Raw genomic sequence first — 20,155 nt, forward strand, 5'->3', positions numbered from 1 at the left:
GAGAACACCATGAAGCAGAGATCTGTCGGATCCAGTGGCCTGCGCGTTTCCCGACTCGGTCTCGGAACTCTCGGCTGGGGTAGCGGAACGGACGGCGACGACGCCGCCGCGCAGTTGTCGGCATTCGCCGAGGCCGGTGGAACACTCGTCGACTCGTCTCCGTCCTACGGCGAAGGCCGCGCCCAACGCGTACTCGCCGAGGTACTCGACGACGTCGTTCCGCGGCGCGAACTGATCGTGAGCAGCGCAGCGGGAGTGATCACCACCGGTGGGCGATACCGCGTCGACTGCTCTCGCCGATCGTTGCTCGACCAACTCGACAACACGCTGCGCGAACTCGGCACCGAGTACCTGGACCTGTGGCAGGTCGGCGCCTGGGACGAGCACACCCCCGTCGACGAGATCGCCTCGACGTTGGACTATGCGGTGACGAGCGGCAAGGTGCGGTACGTCGGCGCACGCGGCTACCTCGGTTGGCAGTTGGCGACGGCGGCGGGCGCGGCAGACGCAGGACGAATCGTCGCGACGCAGGCCGAGTACTCGCTGCTCGCACGCGGGATCGAGGACGAACTCCTGCCCGCCGCGCAGCACCATGGCGTCGGAGTGCTGGCAGCGATTCCGCTCGCCGGCGGGGTACTGACCGGAAAGTACAGCCACGGCACACCTGCCGATTCACGCGGCGCCGACGACGCCTATGCCCAGTCGATCGCCGGGTACCTGACCGACAGCGCCGCCAACGTCGTCGAAGCCGCAGTCACCGCTGCAAGTGGCTTGAAGACATCCCCGCTCACCGTGGCCCTCGCCTGGGCGCGCGACCGGCCAGGGGTGGCGTCGGCGATCGTCGGTGCACGTGATCTCGCTCAGCTCACCGGCATCCTGGTCGTCGAGGACCTGGAACTCCCCCGCGCCATCACGTCCGCACTCGACGACGTCAGCAGCTGAGTCAACTCAGGCTAACCTTGTCTGCGTGAACTTCTCGTCGACACTGCAACGCTCTTCGCGTCGCTCGGCTGTGGTTGCTGTCGTGGCGGCTACCGTGTTGGCCTCGGTTGCGTGCTCCGCCCCCGACCAGCAGACGCACTCCGGGGCGGATTCCATCGGCCCGCGCACCGCCGTGATCGCCGACCCCGATCCGGAACCCGTCGATTCCCGGCAGCAGCCGACCCTGCCGGTGACGGTCCGCGGTTTCGACGGAACAGACGTCACGATCACCGACGCCAGCCGCATCGTCGCAGCCGATCAATACGGAACGCTCACCACCACGGTCTACGCGCTCGGACTCGGCGACAACCTCGTCGGTCGGGACACGTCCGCAGAATTTCCGGCCGTCGCCGATGTCACCGACGTCACGCCGAACGGCCATTCGCTCAGCGCCGAATCCATCCTCGCGCTCGCCCCGACGGTAGTGCTCACCGACACCAGTGTCGGCCCACGCGGAGTGCAGGATCAGCTCCGCGCCGCCGGGATCCCCGTCGTCTTCTTCGATCCGACCCGAACGATGAACACGGTCGGGGACCAGATTGTCTCCGTCGCGAACGCTCTGGGGGTGCCCGAGCGCGGATCGGTTCTCGCGCAGCGCACCGAGGCCGAGATCGCCGAGGCATCGTCGAGTGCACCCACCGACGGCGAACCGGTGAAGATCGCGTTCCTCTACATGCGCGGTCCGGCGATCAAGATGCTTGCCGGGCCCGGGTCCGGAGCCGATGCGCTCATCGCCGGCCTGGGCGCGGAAGACGCGGGCACCGCATCGGGTCTCACCGAACAGTTCGTCCCGATCACCAGCGAAGCCCTCATCGCCGCCGCACCGGACGTCATCCTCATGATGACCGGTGGACTCGACTCGATCGGTGGGATCGACGGCCTCGAGCAGGTACCCGGCATCGCACAGACACCGGCAGGGCAGTCCCAGCGCGTCGTCGACATGGCCGACGGCGTCGTTCTCAGCTTCGGCCCCAACACCGGCAAGGTTCTGAGTGCGCTGGCCGAGGCCGTCTACGCGCCCGCTTGATGGACACATCGACTGCAGCCGTGCCGACACCTGCTCGGCTCCGCACCACCGTCGTCTTCGCCGTTCTGGCGATCCTCGCCGTCGGACTCGCCGTGTATTCGGCGTGCGTCGGCCAGGTTCCGACGACGCCACTCGAAGTGATGGGCAGCGTCCTGCATCGAATCGGCCTCGACGTCGGACCCATGCCTGCCCACCCCAGCGGGGAAGTCACCCTGTGGCAGGTTCGCTTTCCACGCATCTTTCTCGGTGCCGTCGTCGGCGCCTGTCTCGGCACGGCCGGTGCACTGTTGCAGGGAGTGTTCGCCAATCCGCTCGCCGAACCAGGAGTGATCGGCGTGTCCTCGGGCGCAGCTGTCGGAGCATCCTCCGTGTTCGTGCTCGGAGGAGCGTTCGCCGGGGTGTGGTCGGTCGCCACCGCCGCATTCCTCGGCGGTCTGATCACGACGGTGCTCGTCTACGTACTGGCCCGAGGCGGTGGACGGACGGAAGTCGTCACGCTGATCCTCACCGGCGTTGCCATCAATGCGTTCGCCGGCGGTCTCATCGCGTTCTTCACCTTCGTCGCCTCACCGGCAGCACGCGATCAGATCGTCTTCTGGCAACTCGGATCACTCTCGGGCGCCACCTGGCAGGCCGTCGGCGTGGTGGCGCCGCTCGCCGTCGTCGGAATCGGGGCGTCCGTCGCCCTGTCACGACGACTGGACCTGCTCGCACTCGGGGAGAACGTCGCCCGGCACCTCGGTGTGAACGTGGAACGGCTGCGACAGACCGCCATCGTCATCGTGGCCGTACTGGTCGCCTCCGGCGTCGCGTTCACCGGAATCATCCTGTTCGTCGGCCTCGTCGTCCCGCACCTGATGCGTATGCTTCTCGGTCCGGCTCACCGAACCTTGGTTCCGGCGAGCGCGCTGTGCGGTGCCGTCGTTCTCCTGGCGTCGGATCTCCTCGCACGAACGCTCGTCGACAACGTGGACATGCCCCTCGGCATGATCACGTCACTGATCGGCGCACCGTTCTTCTTCTGGATGCTGCGTAGAACTCGCGCCGAGCAAGGCGGATGGGCATGACGCTGTTTCGACGGAACCGGGACCTTCCCGACGACGTGACGGCCGGAACCGTGACCATGAGCACCGCCGGAGTCACCGCCGTCCGTTCCGGTCGGGAAGTACTCCGAGGCGTCGACATCGACGTCGTCGCCGGCGAAGTTCTGACACTGGTCGGGCCGAACGGCGCAGGCAAATCCACACTGCTGGCCGTACTCACCGGCGAACTCCGACCTGCCGCAGGCTCGGTCGAACTGCACGGACGACCGCTCACGCGCTGGTCGGACCTCGACGCCGCGAGACGCCGTTCGGTGCTCCCTCAGCAGCACACCGTCGGGTTCTCCTTCACCGCGCATCAGGTCGTCCGCATGGGCAGGGCGCCGTGGGCGGGCACGGACGAGGCGGAGAACGACGATGCGGCGGTCGCCCTCGCCATGAAGCACTGCGATGTCACGGAATTCGCGGATCGACCGTTCGCCGGTCTGTCCGGCGGCGAGCGTGCCCGAGTCTCACTGGCACGAGTGCTGGCGCAGAGAACCTCGACGCTGCTGCTCGACGAACCGACCGCCGCGCTGGACATCGGCCATCAGGAAACCGTCATGTCCGTGGCACGTGATCGAGCTCGCCGCGGAGACGCAGTCGTCGTGGTCCTGCACGACCTCGCCCTGGCGGCCGCCTACTCCGACAGAATCGCGATCCTCGACCGCGGCGCTCTGGTCGCGGTCGGTTCTCCGCGGTCGACTCTGAACGAGGAGCTTCTGACCCGCGTGTACGGCCACCGCGTGGAGGTGTTCGACCATCCACGTACCGGCGGACTGCTGGTACTGCCCGTTCGCGGCGATCGAGCGAAAGGTTCGCAGCGAGCCGGTTTCTAGATGGACGCCATCACCGAGCCGACACGGCCGAGAAAGGATCGGACGGCCGAGGATTCCTTGGCGTCCGCGCCGAGCGAATCGGCGGAGCCGACCGCATCTCTGACCGCAGCCACGATGCTTCGCTCGTCGGTCAGGTCGATTTCCGTGACCGACTGCTCCGCAACGGCCGTCACGTCGGAGCGGTCCGGAACCGGCGACGGAAGATCCGCGCGATAGATCTCCAGGTACAGCGTTCTCTTGTACACGCGAAACGCGAAGGGCCTGTTGTCCTCGGTGCTGCCGAACCCGCTTGCCTGAGCTCCGGTGCTGACCTGCTCCACCTGGAACGTCGCGACACTCGACGCGTCGCTGTCGTGTTCGGTCGCCAACTCCACTCCTCGTATTTTCGACGGTCCTGGCTCTTGACGGTCCTGGCCTTCGACTGAACAGGGTGCCGAATCACGGTACCGCCGATGTGTGCATGCCCGGTCACCGGAGGTCCGGCGAACACCGGTCATCGATCATCAGGCAAGGTGAACGGGTGCACCGACGGTGCTGACAGCGCCCCGAGAGAAGGATTTGCGGATCGATGAACGTTCGACACACCCCGTGGCATCTATTCGCCGCGGCCGCATCCGCATGTCTGCTGGTGGCCGGATGCTCGGACTCCGGCTCCGGCTCGTCGGACGAACCGGATGCGGTCGACCTCGAACCCCTCACCGGCATAACGTCGCCCGACACATCGGTTCCCCCGAGCGGCTCGGTCGTTCCCTCCCCCTCCGGACTGCATTCCACCACATTCGAACCGGTGACGCGCAGCATCGTCGCGCTCGACGATGCTCGCACCGCCCTGACGGTCTTCGACGCCGACGACGCGGCCGCACCGCCGCGGTCGGTCCCGCTTCCCGGTGCGGCAGCCGACGTCGTTCCCGGCGTCGACGGCACCCTGCTTCTCCCGATGAACGGAAGCCTCGCCGAGGTCGATCTCCGCAGCTCCGGGGTTCGAAACGTGGACACCGGCGGAAACCTTCTCAGCGCGGCCACTCTCTCGGACGGCACTGTCGTCGCCGGTGACGACAGTGGCAGCATTCATATCGTCGACTTCGGTGCGAATCGGTCACAGTCCATCGGCGGGCTGACCTCCGTCGACGCACTTGCGTCCACCGAACACGGGCTGGCCGCCCTCGACCGCCACCAGACTTCGCTGACTCAGGTGAACGTCGACGACGAATCCCTCGGTCTGGCCCTCAGGGCGGGCACAGGCGCCGCACGCCTCGACACGGACGAGTACGGCCGGATCCTCGTCACGGACGCCGCAGGCGGCGAACTGCTGGTGTACTCGTCCGACGACCTTCTTCTTCGGCAACGTTTTCCGGTCGGTGCGCAGCCGTGGGCAGTCACCTACGATGACAAGTCCGACACAGTGTGGGTCACCACTCCCGCGGACAACGAGGTGGTCGGCTACACCCTCGACACAGGAATTCCCGTCGAGTCCGGCAGGTTCTCCACGGTGAGGCAGCCGGACTCGATCACGGTCGACCCGGATTCGGGTGCGCTCTACGTCGGGTCGGCCACCGGAGGCGGTCTACAACGGATCGACACCGCCGAACGGGGCTGAGCACTCGCAACGCTCACAGCAGGTCGAGGGCACACCGCAGGTCGAGGGCACACCGCAGGTCGACGGCACACGGCAGGGAAGGGCGCAGCGTTTGAAGAACAACAGCACACGCAGCAGGATGCCTACGGAGTGGGAGTCCGGGTCCGACGACTGGGAGTACATTCCGTTGCGACTGCCGCCCGATGTCACGCGAGTGACCGCATCCATGAGACTGGCGATCCAAGCCGAATTCGGTGGTTGGGAGCTCTCTCGCGTGCGCCTCTACACCGACGGCAGCCGGCAAGTACTGCTCAAACGTAAGAAGACTGCCCACCACATCCCGGATCCGGGAATCTAGGTCGAAAGAAGGCTCGTGTACCGCGCTCTGCTCCGCTTGATGTTCCTTGTCTCCCCGGAACGCATTCACCATCTCGCGTTCTTCGCGATGCGCGCAGCAACGGCGTGGTCACCGATCCGCGCGCTCGTGGCGAAGGTCCTCGTCGTGAACGATCCGGCGCTGAGGAGCACCGCCTTCGGCGTCGACTTCCCCACTCCACTCGGGCTCGCCGCGGGATTCGACAAGAACGCCGACGGAGTCGACGTGTGGGGGCCGCTCGGATTCGGCTTCGCCGAGATCGGCACGGTGACCGCGCAGGGACAGCCGGGCAATCCGCAGCCACGACTGTTCAGGCTGCCCGCCGACCGCGCACTGATCAACCGCATGGGTTTCAACAATCACGGCTCCGGTCATGCGGCGAACGCGCTGCGCCACCGCCGAGGAGGAATTCCCATCGGGGCCAACATCGGCAAGACGAAGGTGACCCCGGCGTCCGAGGCCGCCGCGGACTACACCGCAAGCGCGACTCTCCTCGGGCCGCTCGCGGATTTCGTCGTCGTGAACGTCAGTTCCCCCAACACCCCTGGTCTTCGCGACCTTCAAGCGGTGGAATCGTTGCGCCCGATCCTGTCGGCGGTCCAATCCGTCGTATCGGTGCCGGTGTTGGTCAAGATCGCACCGGACCTGCTCGACGAGGACATCGACGCGGTCGCCGACCTTGCCGTCGAACTCGGTCTCGACGGAATCGTCGCCACCAACACGACGATCGGCCGGTCCGGTCTGCGGACGCCCGTCGACGCGGTGGACACCATCGGCGCAGGAGGGCTGTCCGGCGCGCCGTTGGCCGACCGGTCCTTGGATGTCCTCAGGCGGCTGTACGCGCGTGTCGGAGGATCCATCACACTCGTGTCGGTCGGAGGAATCGAGACACCCGATCAGGCCTGGGATCGCATCACGGCCGGAGCGTCGTTGGTTCAGGGCTACACCGGCTTCATCTACGGCGGCCCGTTCTGGATGCGGTCGATCAACCGAGGAATCGCGAAGCGGCTCCGCGCGGAAGGATTCAGCACACTCTCCGACGCCGTGGGCTCCGCGCACAGTTGAGTCGAACCACTCCACCGCCGGGCAGCTGCACTGCCGAACTGCGCCCGCTCCGCCCGCTCGACAGCGGGCGGAGCGGGCGCAGTCGCTGAATCAGGCTTCGTAGGTAGCGGTCAGCAGCGCCCTGCCGATCGCGTGCGAGAACAGGTTGAACCCGAGGTACGCCGGCGTCGCGGTCTCGTCGACCTCCAGTCTTTCCACGTCGACGGCGTGCACCGCGAAGATGTAGCGATGCGGCCCGTGACCGGCCGGGGGTGCGGCGCCGATGTAGCGGAACAGCCCCGCGTCGTTCTTCAGCGTCACCGCGGTGCTCGGGATTCCGGTGCCACCGTCGTCTCCTGCGCCGGAGACGAGCGACGTCGTCGATGCCGGGATATTGGCCACTGCCCAATGCCAGAAGCCCGAGGCGGTAGGCGCGTCCGGGTCGTACACGGTGACGACGAAGCTCTTGGTCCCGTCGGGGAAGCCCGACCAGGACAGTTGCGGTGAGTTGTCGTGGCCACCTGCACCCATGATGCCGCTGACCTGTTGCGTCGCCAGAGTTCCACCGTCGGTGACGTCCTCGGACGTCAGCTCGAAGGTGGGAAGCGACGGGAGTGATGCATAGGGGTCGTACGTCACGTGATCAGCCCTCTCGAATATTGCTTGTCAGCTGTGGAGCAAGAAGTGTTCCAATACCTGTGTACCGAACTCGAGCGAACTGACCGGTACCCGCTCGTCGACGCCGTGGAAGAGTGCCGCGAAATCCAGCTCGGGCGGCAGCTTCAGTGGCGCGAAACCGAAGCACCTGATGCCCAGCTTCGCGAAGGCCTTCGCGTCGGTGCCGCCGGACAGCATGTAGGGAACGGTTCGACCGTTCTCGTCGTGCGCGAGGACTGCATCGTTCATCGCGTCGACGAGGTGCCCGTCGAACGTCGTCTCGTAGGAGTCGAGCTTGGTCACCCATTCCCGCTCGACGTTCGGGCCGATCAACTCGTCGACCTCGCGCTCGAACTCGGCTTGCCTACCGGGAACCACACGGCAGTCGACCATGGCTTCCGCGGTCTGCGGAATCACGTTGGCCTTGTACCCGGCCTTCAGCATCGTCGGGTTGGCGGTGTCCCGAAGCGTGGCACCGACGATCCTGGCGATGCTTCCGAGCTTCTGCAGGGTGCCGTCGAGGTCGGGCGACGTCGGGTCGAAGTCGAGGCCCGTCTCCTCCGCGACCGCGGACAGGAATTCTGCGACCGAGTCGGAGATCACGAGAGGGAACGTGTGGTTGCCCAACTTCGCCACAGCTTCCGCGAGATAGGTGACGGCGTTCTCGTCGTGCAGGAAGGATCCGTGGCCTGCCCTCGCCTTCGCGGTCAACTTCATCCACCCGAGGCCTTTCTCCGCCGTCTCGACCATGTAGAGACGCTTCTCGGTACCGTCCGGCCGGGCGACGGTCAGCGAGAACCCGCCTACTTCACCGACAGCTTCGGTGACGCCTTCGAACAGGTCGGGACGATGCTCGACGAGCCACTGCGAACCCCACCGACCGCCGTTCTCCTCGTCGGCGAGAAACGCGAACATGATGTTGCGCGGCGGCACCGTTCCGTTGGATTTGAACTGGCGCGCCAACGCGAGTGCCATACCGACCATGTCCTTCATGTCCACGGCGCCGCGGCCCCAGACGTACCCGTCCTCGACCGCGCCGGAGAACGGGTGGACGCTCCAGTCCGCCGGCTCCGCCGGGACGACGTCGAGGTGACCGTGAATCAGCAACGTCCCTCGGTTCGGGTCCGCGCCCGGAAGTGTCGCGAAGACGTTACCTCGACCGGGTGCACCGGATTCGACGTATTCGGTCTCGTATCCCACTTCCCGAAGCTTCTGCGCCACCCACTCGGCGCATTCCTTCTCGCCCTTGGTCGTCGCCAGTTCGCCGGTGTTCGACGTGTCGAATCTGATCAGCGAACTGACGAGGTCCACGACCTCGTCGAGCGCGGTGGTGCGGACAGAACTGACAGGTGAATTATCGGAAGAAGACACACCACTTTCCTACCACCAGTCTTCGGGCCTCGGGCGAACTGACGTGCGGATTTGGGCGATCGGGCACCCTTGCTATATCTTTGTCGAGCACGCAGCGAGCGGGTGTGCGAACAATTGAACAACATCTGGTCCGAGTGGCGGAATGGCAGACGCGCTAGCTTGAGGTGCTAGTGTCCTATTAACGGACGTGGGGGTTCAAGTCCCCCCTCGGACACCAGGGATCGCAACGATCCAAGATTTCTGAGTTGAGACAGACGACATAGACCCCGATTCCAGCGGAATCGGGGTCTATGTCGTTGTGGGCCTGCGTTGACGACGGTGTGGGCGCAGCGCGAAAGGACAGATCGATGAACGACCCCGAGTTCGACACCCCGTCCGACACCGAGTCCGACGCCGTGTCGACCACCGCGGAGGGAATCGATCCCGCTGATCTCGAGGCGTGTCTACGGGTGTTGAGGCAGGCCGGATCGTTGGATAAAAATCATCCTGATTCCATTGTCGTGCAAAGAGCCTCGGGTCAGCTTTTCAAGGACTTGAAGCGCTCGCGGCGTATCGCCGCGCGCAACGCGAAGTCGGAGGCCGACCGAGCCGTCGTCGCTTCGACTGCGACCGGTTCGCCGGATCGTATCGACGACGAGACGGCCGGGCTGTCGCTGACGGCACGCGCGTCGGGCGAGTACGCGGGCACGCTGATTCGCGCGCGGCCGTGCTACATCTGCAAGCAGCGCTACACCCTCGTCGACGCGTTCTATCATCAGTTGTGTCCGGAGTGCGCGGCGTTCAATCGCGGAAAGCGTGATGCGCGTACCGATTTGACGGGGCGACGGGCACTGCTCACCGGCGGGCGCGCGAAAATCGGCATGTACATCGCTCTGCGACTGTTGCGCGACGGCGCGCACACCACCATCACGACCCGCTTCCCGAACGACGCGGTTCGACGATTCTCGGCGATGGAGGACAGCGCAGACTGGCTGCATCGTCTTCGGGTCGTGGGCATCGATCTCCGCGATCCGGCCCAAGTGGTGGCACTGGCGGATTCGGTGGCCGCGGAGGGCCCGTTGGACATTCTCGTCAACAACGCCGCGCAGACGGTGAAGCGCTCCCCCGGTTCCTACAGCGCACTGATCGACGCGGAATCCGAAGCCCTACCCGCGGGTTCCGACGTCGCGACCATTTCGTTCGGTAAGACCAGCGAAGCGCATCCGGCATCACTCGCCAAATCATTGCCACACAGCGACGACGGCGCCGTGTCCGGCGAGGCACTGTCGGCCGAGGCGGTCAGTTCCCTTGCGCTGATTGCAGGTTCGGCCACCGCCGAGCGCATCGAGAAGGGTATCGCGATCGATGCCGGTGGCCTGGTGCCGGATCTGGCGGGAACCAACAGCTGGATTCACACGGTCGAGCAGGTCGACCCTGTCGAGTTGCTCGAAGTGCAGCTGTGCAACTCGGTGGCGCCGTTCATTCTGGTGTCGAGGTTGCGTGCGTCGATGCAGGCATCGACCGCCCGGCGCAAGTACATCGTCAACGTCTCCGCGATGGAAGGCCAGTTCAGCCGCGCCTACAAGGGCCCCGGCCATCCGCACACCAACATGGCGAAGGCTGCGCTGAACATGCTGACGCGCACCAGCGCCAAGGAGATGCTCGAACACGGAATTCTGATGAGTGCTGTGGACACCGGCTGGATCACCGACGAACGACCCCACCCGACGAAGATGCGTCTGGCCGACGAAGGCTTCCACGCACCGTTGGATCTCGTCGACGGCGCAGCTCGCGTCTACGACCCGATCGTGCAGGGCGAGCTCGGCGTGGACCTCTACGGCAAGTTCCTCAAGGACTACCAGCCGTCGCCCTGGTAGTCCCGTTCGCCGACGTTTGCCCGGCCGTACTCACGGATATACGAGATCCTCGGGGTACGACACGACGGGACGGTGGTCTTCGATGGGTGACGATGTCGAGCAGCGCAAGTTCACCCGGCAGGACCGGCATCGATTCCGACAGAAGGTGCAGGACTGCCTCGACGCACTCGCGATCATGCTCGCGGACGAGACGTTCGACGTCGGCGAGCCACAGATCGGCATGGAAGTCGAACTCAATCTCGTCGACGAGAGCATGGCGCCGTCGATGGCCAATGCCCAGGTGCTCGACGCCATTGCCGATCCCGATTATCAGACCGAGCTCGGGCAGTTCAACATCGAGATCAACGTGGCTCCCAGGCCGTTGTCCGGCAGCAGCATCTCGGATCTCGAGGCAGATCTTCGCCGCTCACTGAACGAGGCGGACCGACGTGCCCGTGAATCGGGAAGCCGCCTGGTCATGATCGGGATGCTGCCGACGTTGGCAGAGAAGCACTTCGAGCATCGATGGCTGTCCGCGAACCCCCGCTACGACCTGCTGAACCAGCAGATCTTCGCCGCCCGCGGCGAGGACATCGAATTGCACATCGGTGGAGTCCGCTTGCCGGGCGCGGACGAGCCGGAGGAACTCAGGGCGATCACGGACACCATCCTGCCGGAAGCCGCCTGCACGTCCGTCCAACTCCATCTTCAGGTTGCTCCCGAGAACTTCGCCGCCTACTGGAATGCCGCTCAGGCACTGGCCGGTGTCCAGGTAGCGCTCGCCGCCAACTCACCGTTCCTGGCTGGACGCGCATTGTGGCACGAAACGCGGATTCCGCTGTTCGAGCAGGCGACCGACACCAGGCCGCAAGAGCTCAAGAATCAGGGCGTACGCCCCCGGGTCTGGTTCGGAGAACGGTGGATCACCTCGATCTTCGACCTGTTCGAGGAGAACTCGCGGTACTTTCCGGCTCTCCTCCCCGTCTGCAGCGACGAGGACCCCACAGCCGTTCTCGCCGACGGTGGCACGCCGTCGCTGTCGGAGCTGCGCATGCACAACGGCACCGTGTACCGGTGGAATCGGCCGATCTACGACCGATCCGGTGGAGGTCATCACATTCGCCTCGAAAACCGCGTACTGCCCGCCGGCCCGTCCGTAGTCGACACCCTCGCCGACGCTGCGTTCTACTACGGCACGGTGCGCGCCCTCGCGGACGCCGATCGCCCCCTGTGGAGCCAGATGTCGTACGACGCCGCCGCCGAGAACCTGCATTCGGCCGCGCGTGGCGGCTTCGATTCTCGGCTGTACTGGCCCGAGGTCGGCTGGGTCAGCCCGCAGGAGTTGATCCTGCGGCGGCTGCTCCCCATGGCCGACGCCGGGCTTGCGGCATACGGCGTCGGGGCCGACGTACGCGATCGCTATCTGGGTGTGGTCGAAGCCCGCTGCCTGAGCCGACGGTCCGGCTCCGTCTGGCAGCGCGACGCCGTCGTCGCGCGCGAGAAGGCGGGACAGACGCGCGAGGCAGCACTCGCGGGCATGTTGTCCGATTACGTGACCCTGATGAGCGAGGGCGATCCCGTCCACACCTGGCCGCTCTGAGGCATACCATTCCCTCATGTTGTATCGGGCGATCGCCGACGTCACCGTGGTGGTCCACCTTGCCTTCATCGCCTATGTCGTGGTGGGTGGATTCGTCGCCTGGAAGTGGCCGCGGACGATATGGCTGCACGCCTGCGCCGCGGCCTGGGGGCTGGCGTCCGTCGCCGTCGGGATCGACTGCCCGCTGACCGCGCTGGAGAACTGGGCGCGCGTGCATTCCGGGGGCGCAGCGCTGGTGTCGACCGGTTTCATCGATCAGTACCTCACCGGAGTGATCTATCCGGACAGCGCACTCGCCGCGGTCCGAGTTGCGGTCGCGGTCACCGTGGTGGCGTCCTGGGCAGGGTTCGTGGTGCTACGCACCCGCTCACGGACGGTTCTTCGACTCGGTCAGTGATACGCGTTACTGTCCAGTACATGACCTCGACCGAGCCGACCGATCAACCATCCTCCGACCGCACCTACGACATCGTGGTCTACGGAGCCACCGGATTCGTCGGCCGCCTCACCGCCAAGTACCTCGCCGAGCACGCACCGAGCGGCACCAGAATCGCCCTCGCTGGACGTTCGCGGCAGAAGCTGGAAGCGACACGGCGGTCACTGCCGGGTGTCGCCACCGAGTGGCCGCTCGTCGAAGCCGACTCGACCGACACCGACGCGCTGCGCTCACTCGCCGAGAGCACCCGTGTCGTGATAACCACGGTCGGCCCGTACGCCAAGTACGGCCTACCGCTGACGACGGTGTGCGCCGAGGCCGGGACCGACTACGTGGACCTCACCGGCGAGGTGTTGTTCGCACGCAAGAGCATCGATGCCAATCACGAGATCGCGCGGCGCACCGGTGCACGCATCGTCCACTCCTGTGGGTTCGATTCGGTCCCTTCGGATCTCGGCGTCCACGTGCTCCACGCTGCCGTCGCAGCGGATGACGCAGGCGACCTGACCGACACCACGCTGGTCGTCACGTCGATGCGCGGTGGAGTCAGCGGCGGCACCGTGGATTCGCTGCGAACACAGATCGAGGAAGTCAAGAAGGACGGCTCACTCCGGCGCCTCGCAGCACGGCCGTACTCGCTGAGCCCCGACCGATCGACGGAACCCGACCTCGGCCGCCAGTCCGACGTGGTGCTGGTCAACGGCAAGGACATCGCGCCGGGCCTACGCGGATGGAAGGCGCCGTTCGTCATGGCGTCGTACAACACACGAGTCGTACGACGAAGCAACGCACTGCGGGACTGGGCCTACGGCACCGCGTTTCGATACCGCGAGGTCATGTCGGTCGGATCCTCCATCGCGTCGCCCGTCATCGCCGGCGCGGTATCCGCCGGGCTCGGCGCGATGGTGCTCGGTATGACCTTCCTACCCAAGCCCGTCCTCGACCGCATTCTGCCCAAGCCGGGTGACGGGCCGAGCCCCTCCGCGCAGGAGAACGGTCACTTCACGATCGATGTCTACACCACCACGACCACCGGCGCGCACTACCGGTCGCGAGTCAAGGCCTCGGGCGACCCCGGATACAAGGCAACCTCGGTGATGCTGGGCGAATCCGCTCTCGCGCTGGTCCACGACAGGGCCGACCTGCCCGGCGGCGGGGGCGTTCTCACCCCGGCGACCGGCCTCGGTGACGCACTGGTGAACCGGCTACGTGCTGCCGGATTCGAGATCTGGGCCAAGAAGGTCTAGAGGGACCGCGTGGCCGGCGTTCGCCTCAGGCGGCGGGCGCCGGCAGCGCGGAAGCCTCGGAGTACAGCTCCTTGGCCTCGTTCGGCGAATCGACCTGGGGCGGGGATCCTTCCAGAGGTTGAGTGGCGGACTCCTTCAGGAACCCGACCGCGACCAGACCGATCACGCCGGTCAGGATCAGATAGAACGCCGGAATCATCGTGTTTCCCGTCGCGGTCACCAACGCGGAGGTCACCAGCGGTGTGGTGCCGCCGAAGAGCGACACCGACAGATTGAAGCCGATGGACAGTGCCGCATAGCGGACGCGCGTCGGGAAGAGCGCAGGAAGCGTCGACGCACTCGGCGCGGCGAAGCACGCAAGTACGACGCCGAGAACGAGACATCCCACGAGCGGCCCGAACCACCCGGTCTGCTGAACGAGCAGGAAACACGGTATCGCCAGGACGATCTGGGCCACCGCTCCGAACACGAACACCGGTTTGCGGCCGATCCAGTCCGTCAGCCGACCGACGCCGACGATGATCGACACCACGATCACCATCGCCGACAGCACGAGCAGGTCGGCGCTGAGTTGGCTGCGACCGACGACCTCGGTGAAGTAGGTCGGCAGGTAGCTCGTCACCATGTAGTTGGTGACGTTGTACAGCAACACGATTCCCATGCAGATCAGCAGTGCACGCCAGTGCCTGGTGAAGATCTTGCCGATTTCGCGCGCTCCACTCTCCTGCTGCTTGACCTTGTTGTCGTGATCGTCGAGTTGCTTGCGGAAAGCCGGGGTGTCCTCCAGCTTCAGCCGTAGGTACAGCCCGATGATTCCCATGGGACCTGCGATGAAGAACGGTATGCGCCAACCCCATTCGACCATCGTGGCGTCGCCGAGGACGGCGTTGAGGATTGTCACCAGACCCGACCCCATCGCGTATCCCACGAAGGTTCCGAAATCGAGCCAGCTGCCCAGGAATCCGCGTCTCTTGTCCGGCGAGTACTCGGCGATGAACGTCGTCGCTCCCCCGTACTCGCCTCCCGTCGAGAAACCCTGAACGAGTCGAGCAACGAGCAACAGGATCGGAGCCCAGATGCCGATGGACGCGTAACTCGGGATGAGTCCGACGGCGAGTGTGCCGATCGCCATCATGATCATGGTCGCCGCGAGGACCTTCTGGCGACCGATCCTGTCGCCCAACGGCCCGAAGAACAGGCCACCGAGCGGACGGACCACGAACGCCGCGGCGAAGGTCGCGAACGTGCTGATCAGCTGGACTCCAGGCGACGCGTCCGGGTAGAACACCTTGCCCAGCGTGGCGGCGAGGTAGCCGTAGACACCGAAGTCGAACCATTCCATCGTGTTGCCGAGCGCCGCCGCGGAGACCGCACGCTTGAGCATCGGCTGGTCGACGACGGTGATCCCGTCCTCGGTCAGTCTCGGTTTACGGTGCATGAGTTTGGCGAACACACCGCGCCTGAGATGTTGGATGTGGTCGTGTCCCCACCGCGGATGCTCGACTGTCATTTACACAACGTTAGCCAGAGCAACAACCAGTCTTCAAACCGCGAACCGTGCCCTCGGCTCGATTTCCGCACGTATCGCCAGGTCAACGACCGGTTCCGCCAATTTTGTTGCCGCCAGGGACAATTGAGATCTATCGGGCAGATCGGACATCGCCCGATCTCGTGTCGACGACCCCGGCTCGACCGGTTCGCACGCGCGGAAGGCACGATGACACCGTGCCTGAATCCCAACCCGACATCCGCCCGACCGTTCCCCTGATCGTCGACGTCGACACCGGTATCGACGATTCGCTCGCGCTGCTCTATCTATTGGCAAGCCCGGAAGCGGACATTCTGTCCATCGCGTCCACAGCAGGGAACGTCCCGGTCGATCAGGTTGCCGCGAACAACCTCGCATGGCTCGACCTGTGCCGCGCGACGGACATCGAGGTGACGCTGGGCGCGCAGGCGCCTCTCGTCGCACCGCTGATGACCACGGAGGACACGCACGGACCTCAGGGCATCGGATACGCCGAGCTTCCCGTGTCGACGCGGTCTCTCTCCGACAGAGACGCCACGACGGCCTGGGTGGAACTCGTGCGCGACCGACCGGGTGAGATCACCGGACTGGTCACCGGACCGCTGACAAACCTGGCAACGGCCATTCGTGTCGAGCCCGACCTGCCGCGGCTCCTGAAGCGTCTGGTCGTGATGGGCGGGACCTTCTGGCATCCGGGAAACACGACACCGACAAGTGAGTGGAACATCGCCGTCGACCCGGAAGCCGCTGCGGAGGTGTTCGCTGCGTTCTCCGGTCTACCCGCAGATCGCCTCCCGATCGTCTGCCCGCTCGACGTGACCGAGACCATCGAGATGTATCCCTCGCACGTCGAGCGACTCGCAGCACGCGCCGGAAGCACACCGCAGGAGATCATCTCGGAATCGGACGCGCCCTGCACGAGATCGGCCGCGTCGAACCCCGTCGTGCGTCACTTCGCCGATGCCGTCCGCTTCTACATGCAATTCCACCGAGAGCACGATCAAGGATTCCTGGCCCACATGCACGATCCGTTCGCAGCCGCCGTGGCACTGAAACCCTCGATCGTCGACGTCGTTCCCGCCGTCGTGGACGTGGAACTGAACGGAACGCTGACTCGCGGAACCACCGTGGCCGATCGACGCGGGATGTGGGGCAGACCGAACAATGCGCTGATCGCGACGTCCACCGACCCGAAGGCCTTCTTCGATCAGTTGATCGACCGTGTCGGCGCACTTGCGGAACGCCTGTACCCGCGCTGACCGACAGGTCAGACGCCGTCGAACGCGTCGACGATCTCCTTCGCCGCCAGGGCGGCCGTGAGCGAACCGTCACGAACCTGTCGTTCGACATCGCCTCGTATCGCCCGGACTGCCGGATTGGACGCCAGTCGTCGCAGCAGCTGATCGTTGACCATGGTCCAGGTCCAGTCGACTTGCTGGGTACGGCGCTTCTCCGCGAACTGGCCCGCGTCCGACAACACCTGCTGGTGTTTCAGCACCGTGTTCCAGAAGTCGTCGAGGCCGATCTTCTCGAGGGCACTCATCGTCAGGACCGGTGGATGCCAGATCGCGTCGTGCGGGTAGATCATCCGCAGCGCCCCCGACAGCTCGCGCGCCGCACTCTTCGCCTCGATCGCGTGTTTACCGTCGGCCTTGTTGACCGCCACGAGGTCGGCGAGCTCGAGAACGCCCTTCTTGATCCCCTGCAGCTGATCGCCGGTCCGCGCGAGAGTCAAGAATGCGAAGCAGTCCACCATGTTGGCCACCGTGACCTCGGACTGCCCGACACCGACGGTCTCGACGAGGATGACGTCGAAACCTGCCGCCTCGAGGAGCACGATCGTCTCGCGTGTCGCCCGTGCCACTCCTCCGAGCGTCCCCGACGTCGGGGACGGCCGGATGTACGCGTCCTTCTGAACCGCCAGGTTCGCCATTCGAGTCTTGTCACCGAGAATCGACCCACCGGTCCTCGTCGACGACGGATCCACCGCCAACACCGCCACTCGATGCCCCTTGTCGATCAGGTACATCCCGAGTGCGTCGATGAACGTCGATTTGCCCACCCCGGGAACGCCGGTGATCCCGACGCGATGCGAGCCACCGGCCTTGGGCAGCAACTGCAGGAGCAGCTGCTGCGCCAGGTCTCGATGGTCGTCTCGCGTCGACTCCACCAGCGTGATCGCACGAGCCAACCCCGACCGTTCGCCGGACAGTACCGACTTCGCGACCGCATCGATGTCGATCGTGCGACCAGCTCTGTTGGGAGAACTCATGTTCAGGCAGATGCCTCGCGCGGCGCATCGGGCGGAGTGTGACCCAGCTGCACCGACAGTTTCTCCACGAGCCCGATCGCGGCGTCCGCGATGACCGTCCCCGGCGGGAAGATCGCCGCGGCGCCTGCCGCGTAGAGCTCGTCGAAGTCACCCGGAGGGATGACACCGCCGACGACGATCATGATGTCGGGGCGGTCCACCGCCGCGAGCGCTTCCCGCAGCGCGGGAACCAACGTCAGGTGGCCTGCAGCCAACGAGGACACTCCGACGACGTGGACATCGTTGTCGGCCGCCTGACGTGCGACCTCCTCCGGAGTCTGGAACAGCGGGCCGACGTCGACGTCGAATCCGATGTCCGCGAACGCCGTCGCGATGACCTTCTGACCGCGGTCGTGACCGTCCTGGCCCATCTTGCAGACCAGGACACGCGGACGGCGCCCCTCGTCCTCGGCGAACTGCCGGGCCAGTTCGGTGGCCTTGGTCAAATTCTTCGCTTTGCCGGCTTCGTCGCGATACACACCACTGATTGTCCGGATTTCCGCCTGATGGCGCCCGTAGACCTTCTCCAGCGCGTCGGAGATCTCCCCGACGGTGGCCATCTTGCGCGCTGCGTCGATGGCCAGGTGCAGAAGGTTGTTTTCGAGCCCACTCTCCGACGACGCTGCCGCCCTGGTCAGGTTGGCCAGCGCCTCTTCGACGGCCGCGTTGTCTCGCTCGGCGCGCAGACGCGTCAGCTTCTCGATCTGCTCCTTGCGGACCTTCGAGTTCTCGACCTTGAGGACTTCGATGGTGTCGAGCTCGTCCGGGACGTACTTGTTGACGCCCACCAGCGGCTGCCGACCGGAGTCGATCCGAGCCTGCGTCCGCGCCGCGGCCTCTTCGATGCGGAGTTTCGGAATACCCTCGCCGATGGCTCGAGCCATACCGCCCGCGGCCTCGACCTCCGCGATGTGTGCGCGCGCACGATCGGCCAGCTGGTGGGTGAGCCATTCGACGTAGTGCGAGCCACCCCACGGATCGATGGGACGCACGGTGTTGGATTCCTGCTGAATCAGCAACTGCGTGTTGCGGGCGATTCGAGCGGAGAAGTCCGTCGGCAGCGCCAACGCCTCGTCGAGTGCGTTGGTGTGCAACGACTGTGTGTGGCCCTGTGTCGCCGCCATCGCCTCCACACAGGTGCGCGCGACGTTGTTGAACACGTCCTGAGCGGTGAGCGACCATCCCGAAGTCTGCGAATGTGTGCGCAAGGAACGCGATTTCGCACTCTTCGGTTCGAACTTCTGCACCAGTTCCGACCACAGGAGACGACCCGCGCGGAGCTTGGCGACCTCCATGAAGAAGTTCATCCCGATGGCCCAGAAGAACGACAGACGAGGCGCGAACGTGTCGATGTCCATCCCCGCGTCGAGCCCGGCGCGGATGTATTCGACGCCGTCGGCCAGGGTGTAGGCGAGCTCCAGATCTGCTGTCGCGCCTGCCTCTTGGATGTGGTAGCCGGAGATGGAGATGGAGTTGTACTTGGGCATCTTCGCGCTCGTGTACGCGAAGATGTCCGAGATGATTCGCATCGACGGCTTCGGCGGATAGATGTAGGTGTTGCGGACCATGAACTCTTTGAGGATGTCGTTCTGGATGGTGCCGGCCAACTTCTCCGGCGGCACACCCTGTTCCTCGGCAGCGGCGACGTACAACGCCAGAATCGGCAGGACCGCGCCGTTCATCGTCATCGACACCGACACGCTGCCGAGATCGATGCCGTCGAACAGCTGACGCATGTCGTAGATGGAATCGATGGCGACACCGGCCATTCCGACGTCGCCCTGCACGCGTGGATGATCCGAGTCGTACCCGCGGTGCGTCGCGAGGTCGAACGCGACGGACAGGCCCTTCTGTCCGGCCGCGAGATTACGGCGATAGAACGCATTCGATTCCGCTGCCGTCGAGAAACCGGCGTACTGCCGGATGGTCCACGGCTGGTTGACGTACATCGTCGGGTACGGCCCGCGCACGAACGGTGGGGTCCCCGGGTAACTACCCAGCGGGTATCCCTGCGCTTCCACCTCGTCGCGATCGGCCTTGGTGTACACCGGTTTGACGTCGATGCCCTCGGGTGTGGACCACACGACCTGCTCGGCGGTGTAGTTGTTCGCTGCCGCACCGGCCTCGATGTGCGCTGCCGCGTCCTCGGCCGTCGGCGCGGTGGCGGCGGGGGTAGATGGATCCTTCAGCGGCACATCGGCGAAACTGCCGATGACGTGCGACGTACGAGAGTCGTGAGTGGTCATCG

At 65.5% G+C, this 20,155-nt stretch carries 18 protein-coding genes and 1 tRNA gene; 13 read left to right on the plus strand and 6 right to left on the minus strand.

The annotated features are described in order from the left end of the window. Positions 1-9 precede the first annotated feature (9 nt). From CH290_RS11580 to CH290_RS11595, 4 genes are all read left to right on the plus strand, one after another. The gene (locus tag CH290_RS11580; RefSeq protein ID WP_033189705.1) at positions 10-942 is read left to right on the plus strand and encodes an aldo/keto reductase; all 933 of its coding nucleotides are present in this window, start codon (positions 10-12) and stop codon (positions 940-942) included. Between the two features lie 97 nt (positions 943-1,039). Further along, positions 1,040-2,008, plus strand: a complete 969-nt coding sequence (locus tag CH290_RS11585) for a heme/hemin ABC transporter substrate-binding protein (protein WP_230595727.1) — start codon at positions 1,040-1,042, stop codon at positions 2,006-2,008. After that, positions 2,008-3,075: a FecCD family ABC transporter permease gene (locus CH290_RS11590; protein ID WP_033189704.1), complete on the plus strand. Its 1,068-nt coding sequence runs from the start codon at positions 2,008-2,010 to the stop codon at positions 3,073-3,075. The genes CH290_RS11585 and CH290_RS11590 overlap by 1 nt, the downstream gene beginning before the upstream one ends. Positions 3,076-3,131: 56 nt before the next feature. Further along, positions 3,132-3,926 carry a heme ABC transporter ATP-binding protein gene (locus CH290_RS11595; RefSeq protein WP_495677187.1) on the plus strand — a complete coding sequence of 265 codons (795 nt, stop codon included), beginning with the start codon at positions 3,132-3,134 and terminating at the stop codon, positions 3,924-3,926. Here the strand turns inward: CH290_RS11595 and CH290_RS11600 are convergent. Beyond that, positions 3,923-4,300: a hypothetical protein gene (locus CH290_RS11600; RefSeq protein ID WP_020110083.1), complete on the minus strand. Its 378-nt coding sequence runs from the start codon at positions 4,298-4,300 to the stop codon at positions 3,923-3,925. The genes CH290_RS11595 and CH290_RS11600 overlap by 4 nt on opposite strands. 194 nt (positions 4,301-4,494) lie before the next feature. On the opposite strand from CH290_RS11600, the gene CH290_RS11605 reads away from it, so the two are divergent. The 3 genes from CH290_RS11605 (at position 4,495) to CH290_RS11615 (ending at position 6,943) form a co-directional block, all read left to right on the plus strand. Next, a complete protein-coding gene (locus CH290_RS11605) occupies positions 4,495-5,523 on the plus strand; it encodes a YncE family protein (protein ID WP_020110084.1) in 1,029 nt (342 codons plus the stop codon). Between the two features lie 118 nt (positions 5,524-5,641). Beyond that, positions 5,642-5,860: a DUF5703 family protein gene (locus tag CH290_RS11610; protein ID WP_052083189.1), complete on the plus strand. Its 219-nt coding sequence runs from the start codon at positions 5,642-5,644 to the stop codon at positions 5,858-5,860. A gap of 15 nt (positions 5,861-5,875) precedes the next feature. Continuing rightward, positions 5,876-6,943 (plus strand): quinone-dependent dihydroorotate dehydrogenase, encoded by a 1,068-nt coding sequence (locus CH290_RS11615; RefSeq protein WP_033189702.1) that lies wholly within the window; start codon positions 5,876-5,878, stop codon positions 6,941-6,943. A gap of 90 nt (positions 6,944-7,033) precedes the next feature. On the opposite strand, the gene CH290_RS11620 is transcribed toward CH290_RS11615, so the two are convergent. Beyond that, complete coding sequence (locus tag CH290_RS11620; RefSeq protein WP_019666303.1) at positions 7,034-7,561, minus strand: YbhB/YbcL family Raf kinase inhibitor-like protein; 528 nt, start codon at positions 7,559-7,561, stop codon at positions 7,034-7,036. A gap of 27 nt (positions 7,562-7,588) precedes the next feature. Next, a complete protein-coding gene (locus tag CH290_RS11625) occupies positions 7,589-8,950 on the minus strand; it encodes a M20/M25/M40 family metallo-hydrolase (protein ID WP_080733931.1) in 1,362 nt (453 codons plus the stop codon). 128 nt (positions 8,951-9,078) lie between these two features. Here CH290_RS11625 and CH290_RS11630 point away from each other — a divergent pair. The 5 genes from CH290_RS11630 (at position 9,079) to CH290_RS11650 (ending at position 14,068) form a co-directional block, all read left to right on the plus strand. Continuing rightward, positions 9,079-9,167, plus strand: a tRNA-Leu gene (locus tag CH290_RS11630). 130 nt (positions 9,168-9,297) lie between these two features. Further along, positions 9,298-10,806 (plus strand): SDR family NAD(P)-dependent oxidoreductase, encoded by a 1,509-nt coding sequence (locus CH290_RS11635; protein WP_230621016.1) that lies wholly within the window; start codon positions 9,298-9,300, stop codon positions 10,804-10,806. A gap of 82 nt (positions 10,807-10,888) precedes the next feature. Then, entirely contained in the window at positions 10,889-12,385 is a 1,497-nt protein-coding gene (locus CH290_RS11640) for a glutamate-cysteine ligase family protein (RefSeq protein WP_019666306.1), read from the plus strand. A 16-nt stretch (positions 12,386-12,401) separates the two neighbouring features. After that, a complete protein-coding gene (locus tag CH290_RS11645) occupies positions 12,402-12,782 on the plus strand; it encodes a DUF2784 domain-containing protein (RefSeq protein WP_019666307.1) in 381 nt (126 codons plus the stop codon). A gap of 20 nt (positions 12,783-12,802) precedes the next feature. After that, positions 12,803-14,068: a saccharopine dehydrogenase family protein gene (locus CH290_RS11650; RefSeq protein WP_033189700.1), complete on the plus strand. Its 1,266-nt coding sequence runs from the start codon at positions 12,803-12,805 to the stop codon at positions 14,066-14,068. 25 nt (positions 14,069-14,093) lie between these two features. Here CH290_RS11650 and proP read toward each other — a convergent pair whose 3' ends face one another. After that, entirely contained in the window at positions 14,094-15,578 is a 1,485-nt protein-coding gene (gene proP, locus CH290_RS11655; RefSeq protein ID WP_019666309.1) for a glycine betaine/L-proline transporter ProP, read from the minus strand. 215 nt (positions 15,579-15,793) lie between these two features. Here proP and CH290_RS11660 point away from each other — a divergent pair, with 215 nt between their 5' ends. Continuing rightward, positions 15,794-16,855 (plus strand): nucleoside hydrolase, encoded by a 1,062-nt coding sequence (locus CH290_RS11660; RefSeq protein WP_170947573.1) that lies wholly within the window; start codon positions 15,794-15,796, stop codon positions 16,853-16,855. An 8-nt stretch (positions 16,856-16,863) separates the two neighbouring features. On the opposite strand, the gene meaB is transcribed toward CH290_RS11660, so the two are convergent. Beyond that, positions 16,864-17,868: a methylmalonyl Co-A mutase-associated GTPase MeaB gene (gene meaB / locus CH290_RS11665; RefSeq protein ID WP_020110089.1), complete on the minus strand. Its 1,005-nt coding sequence runs from the start codon at positions 17,866-17,868 to the stop codon at positions 16,864-16,866. Positions 17,869-17,870: 2 nt separating this feature from the next. Further along, entirely contained in the window at positions 17,871-20,153 is a 2,283-nt protein-coding gene (gene scpA, locus CH290_RS11670) for a methylmalonyl-CoA mutase (RefSeq protein ID WP_020110090.1), read from the minus strand. Positions 20,154-20,155 lie beyond the last annotated feature (2 nt).

Source organism: Rhodococcus sp. 06-156-4 (assembly GCF_002259345.1).
Taxonomy (GTDB): domain Bacteria; phylum Actinomycetota; class Actinomycetes; order Mycobacteriales; family Mycobacteriaceae; genus Rhodococcoides; species Rhodococcoides fascians_E.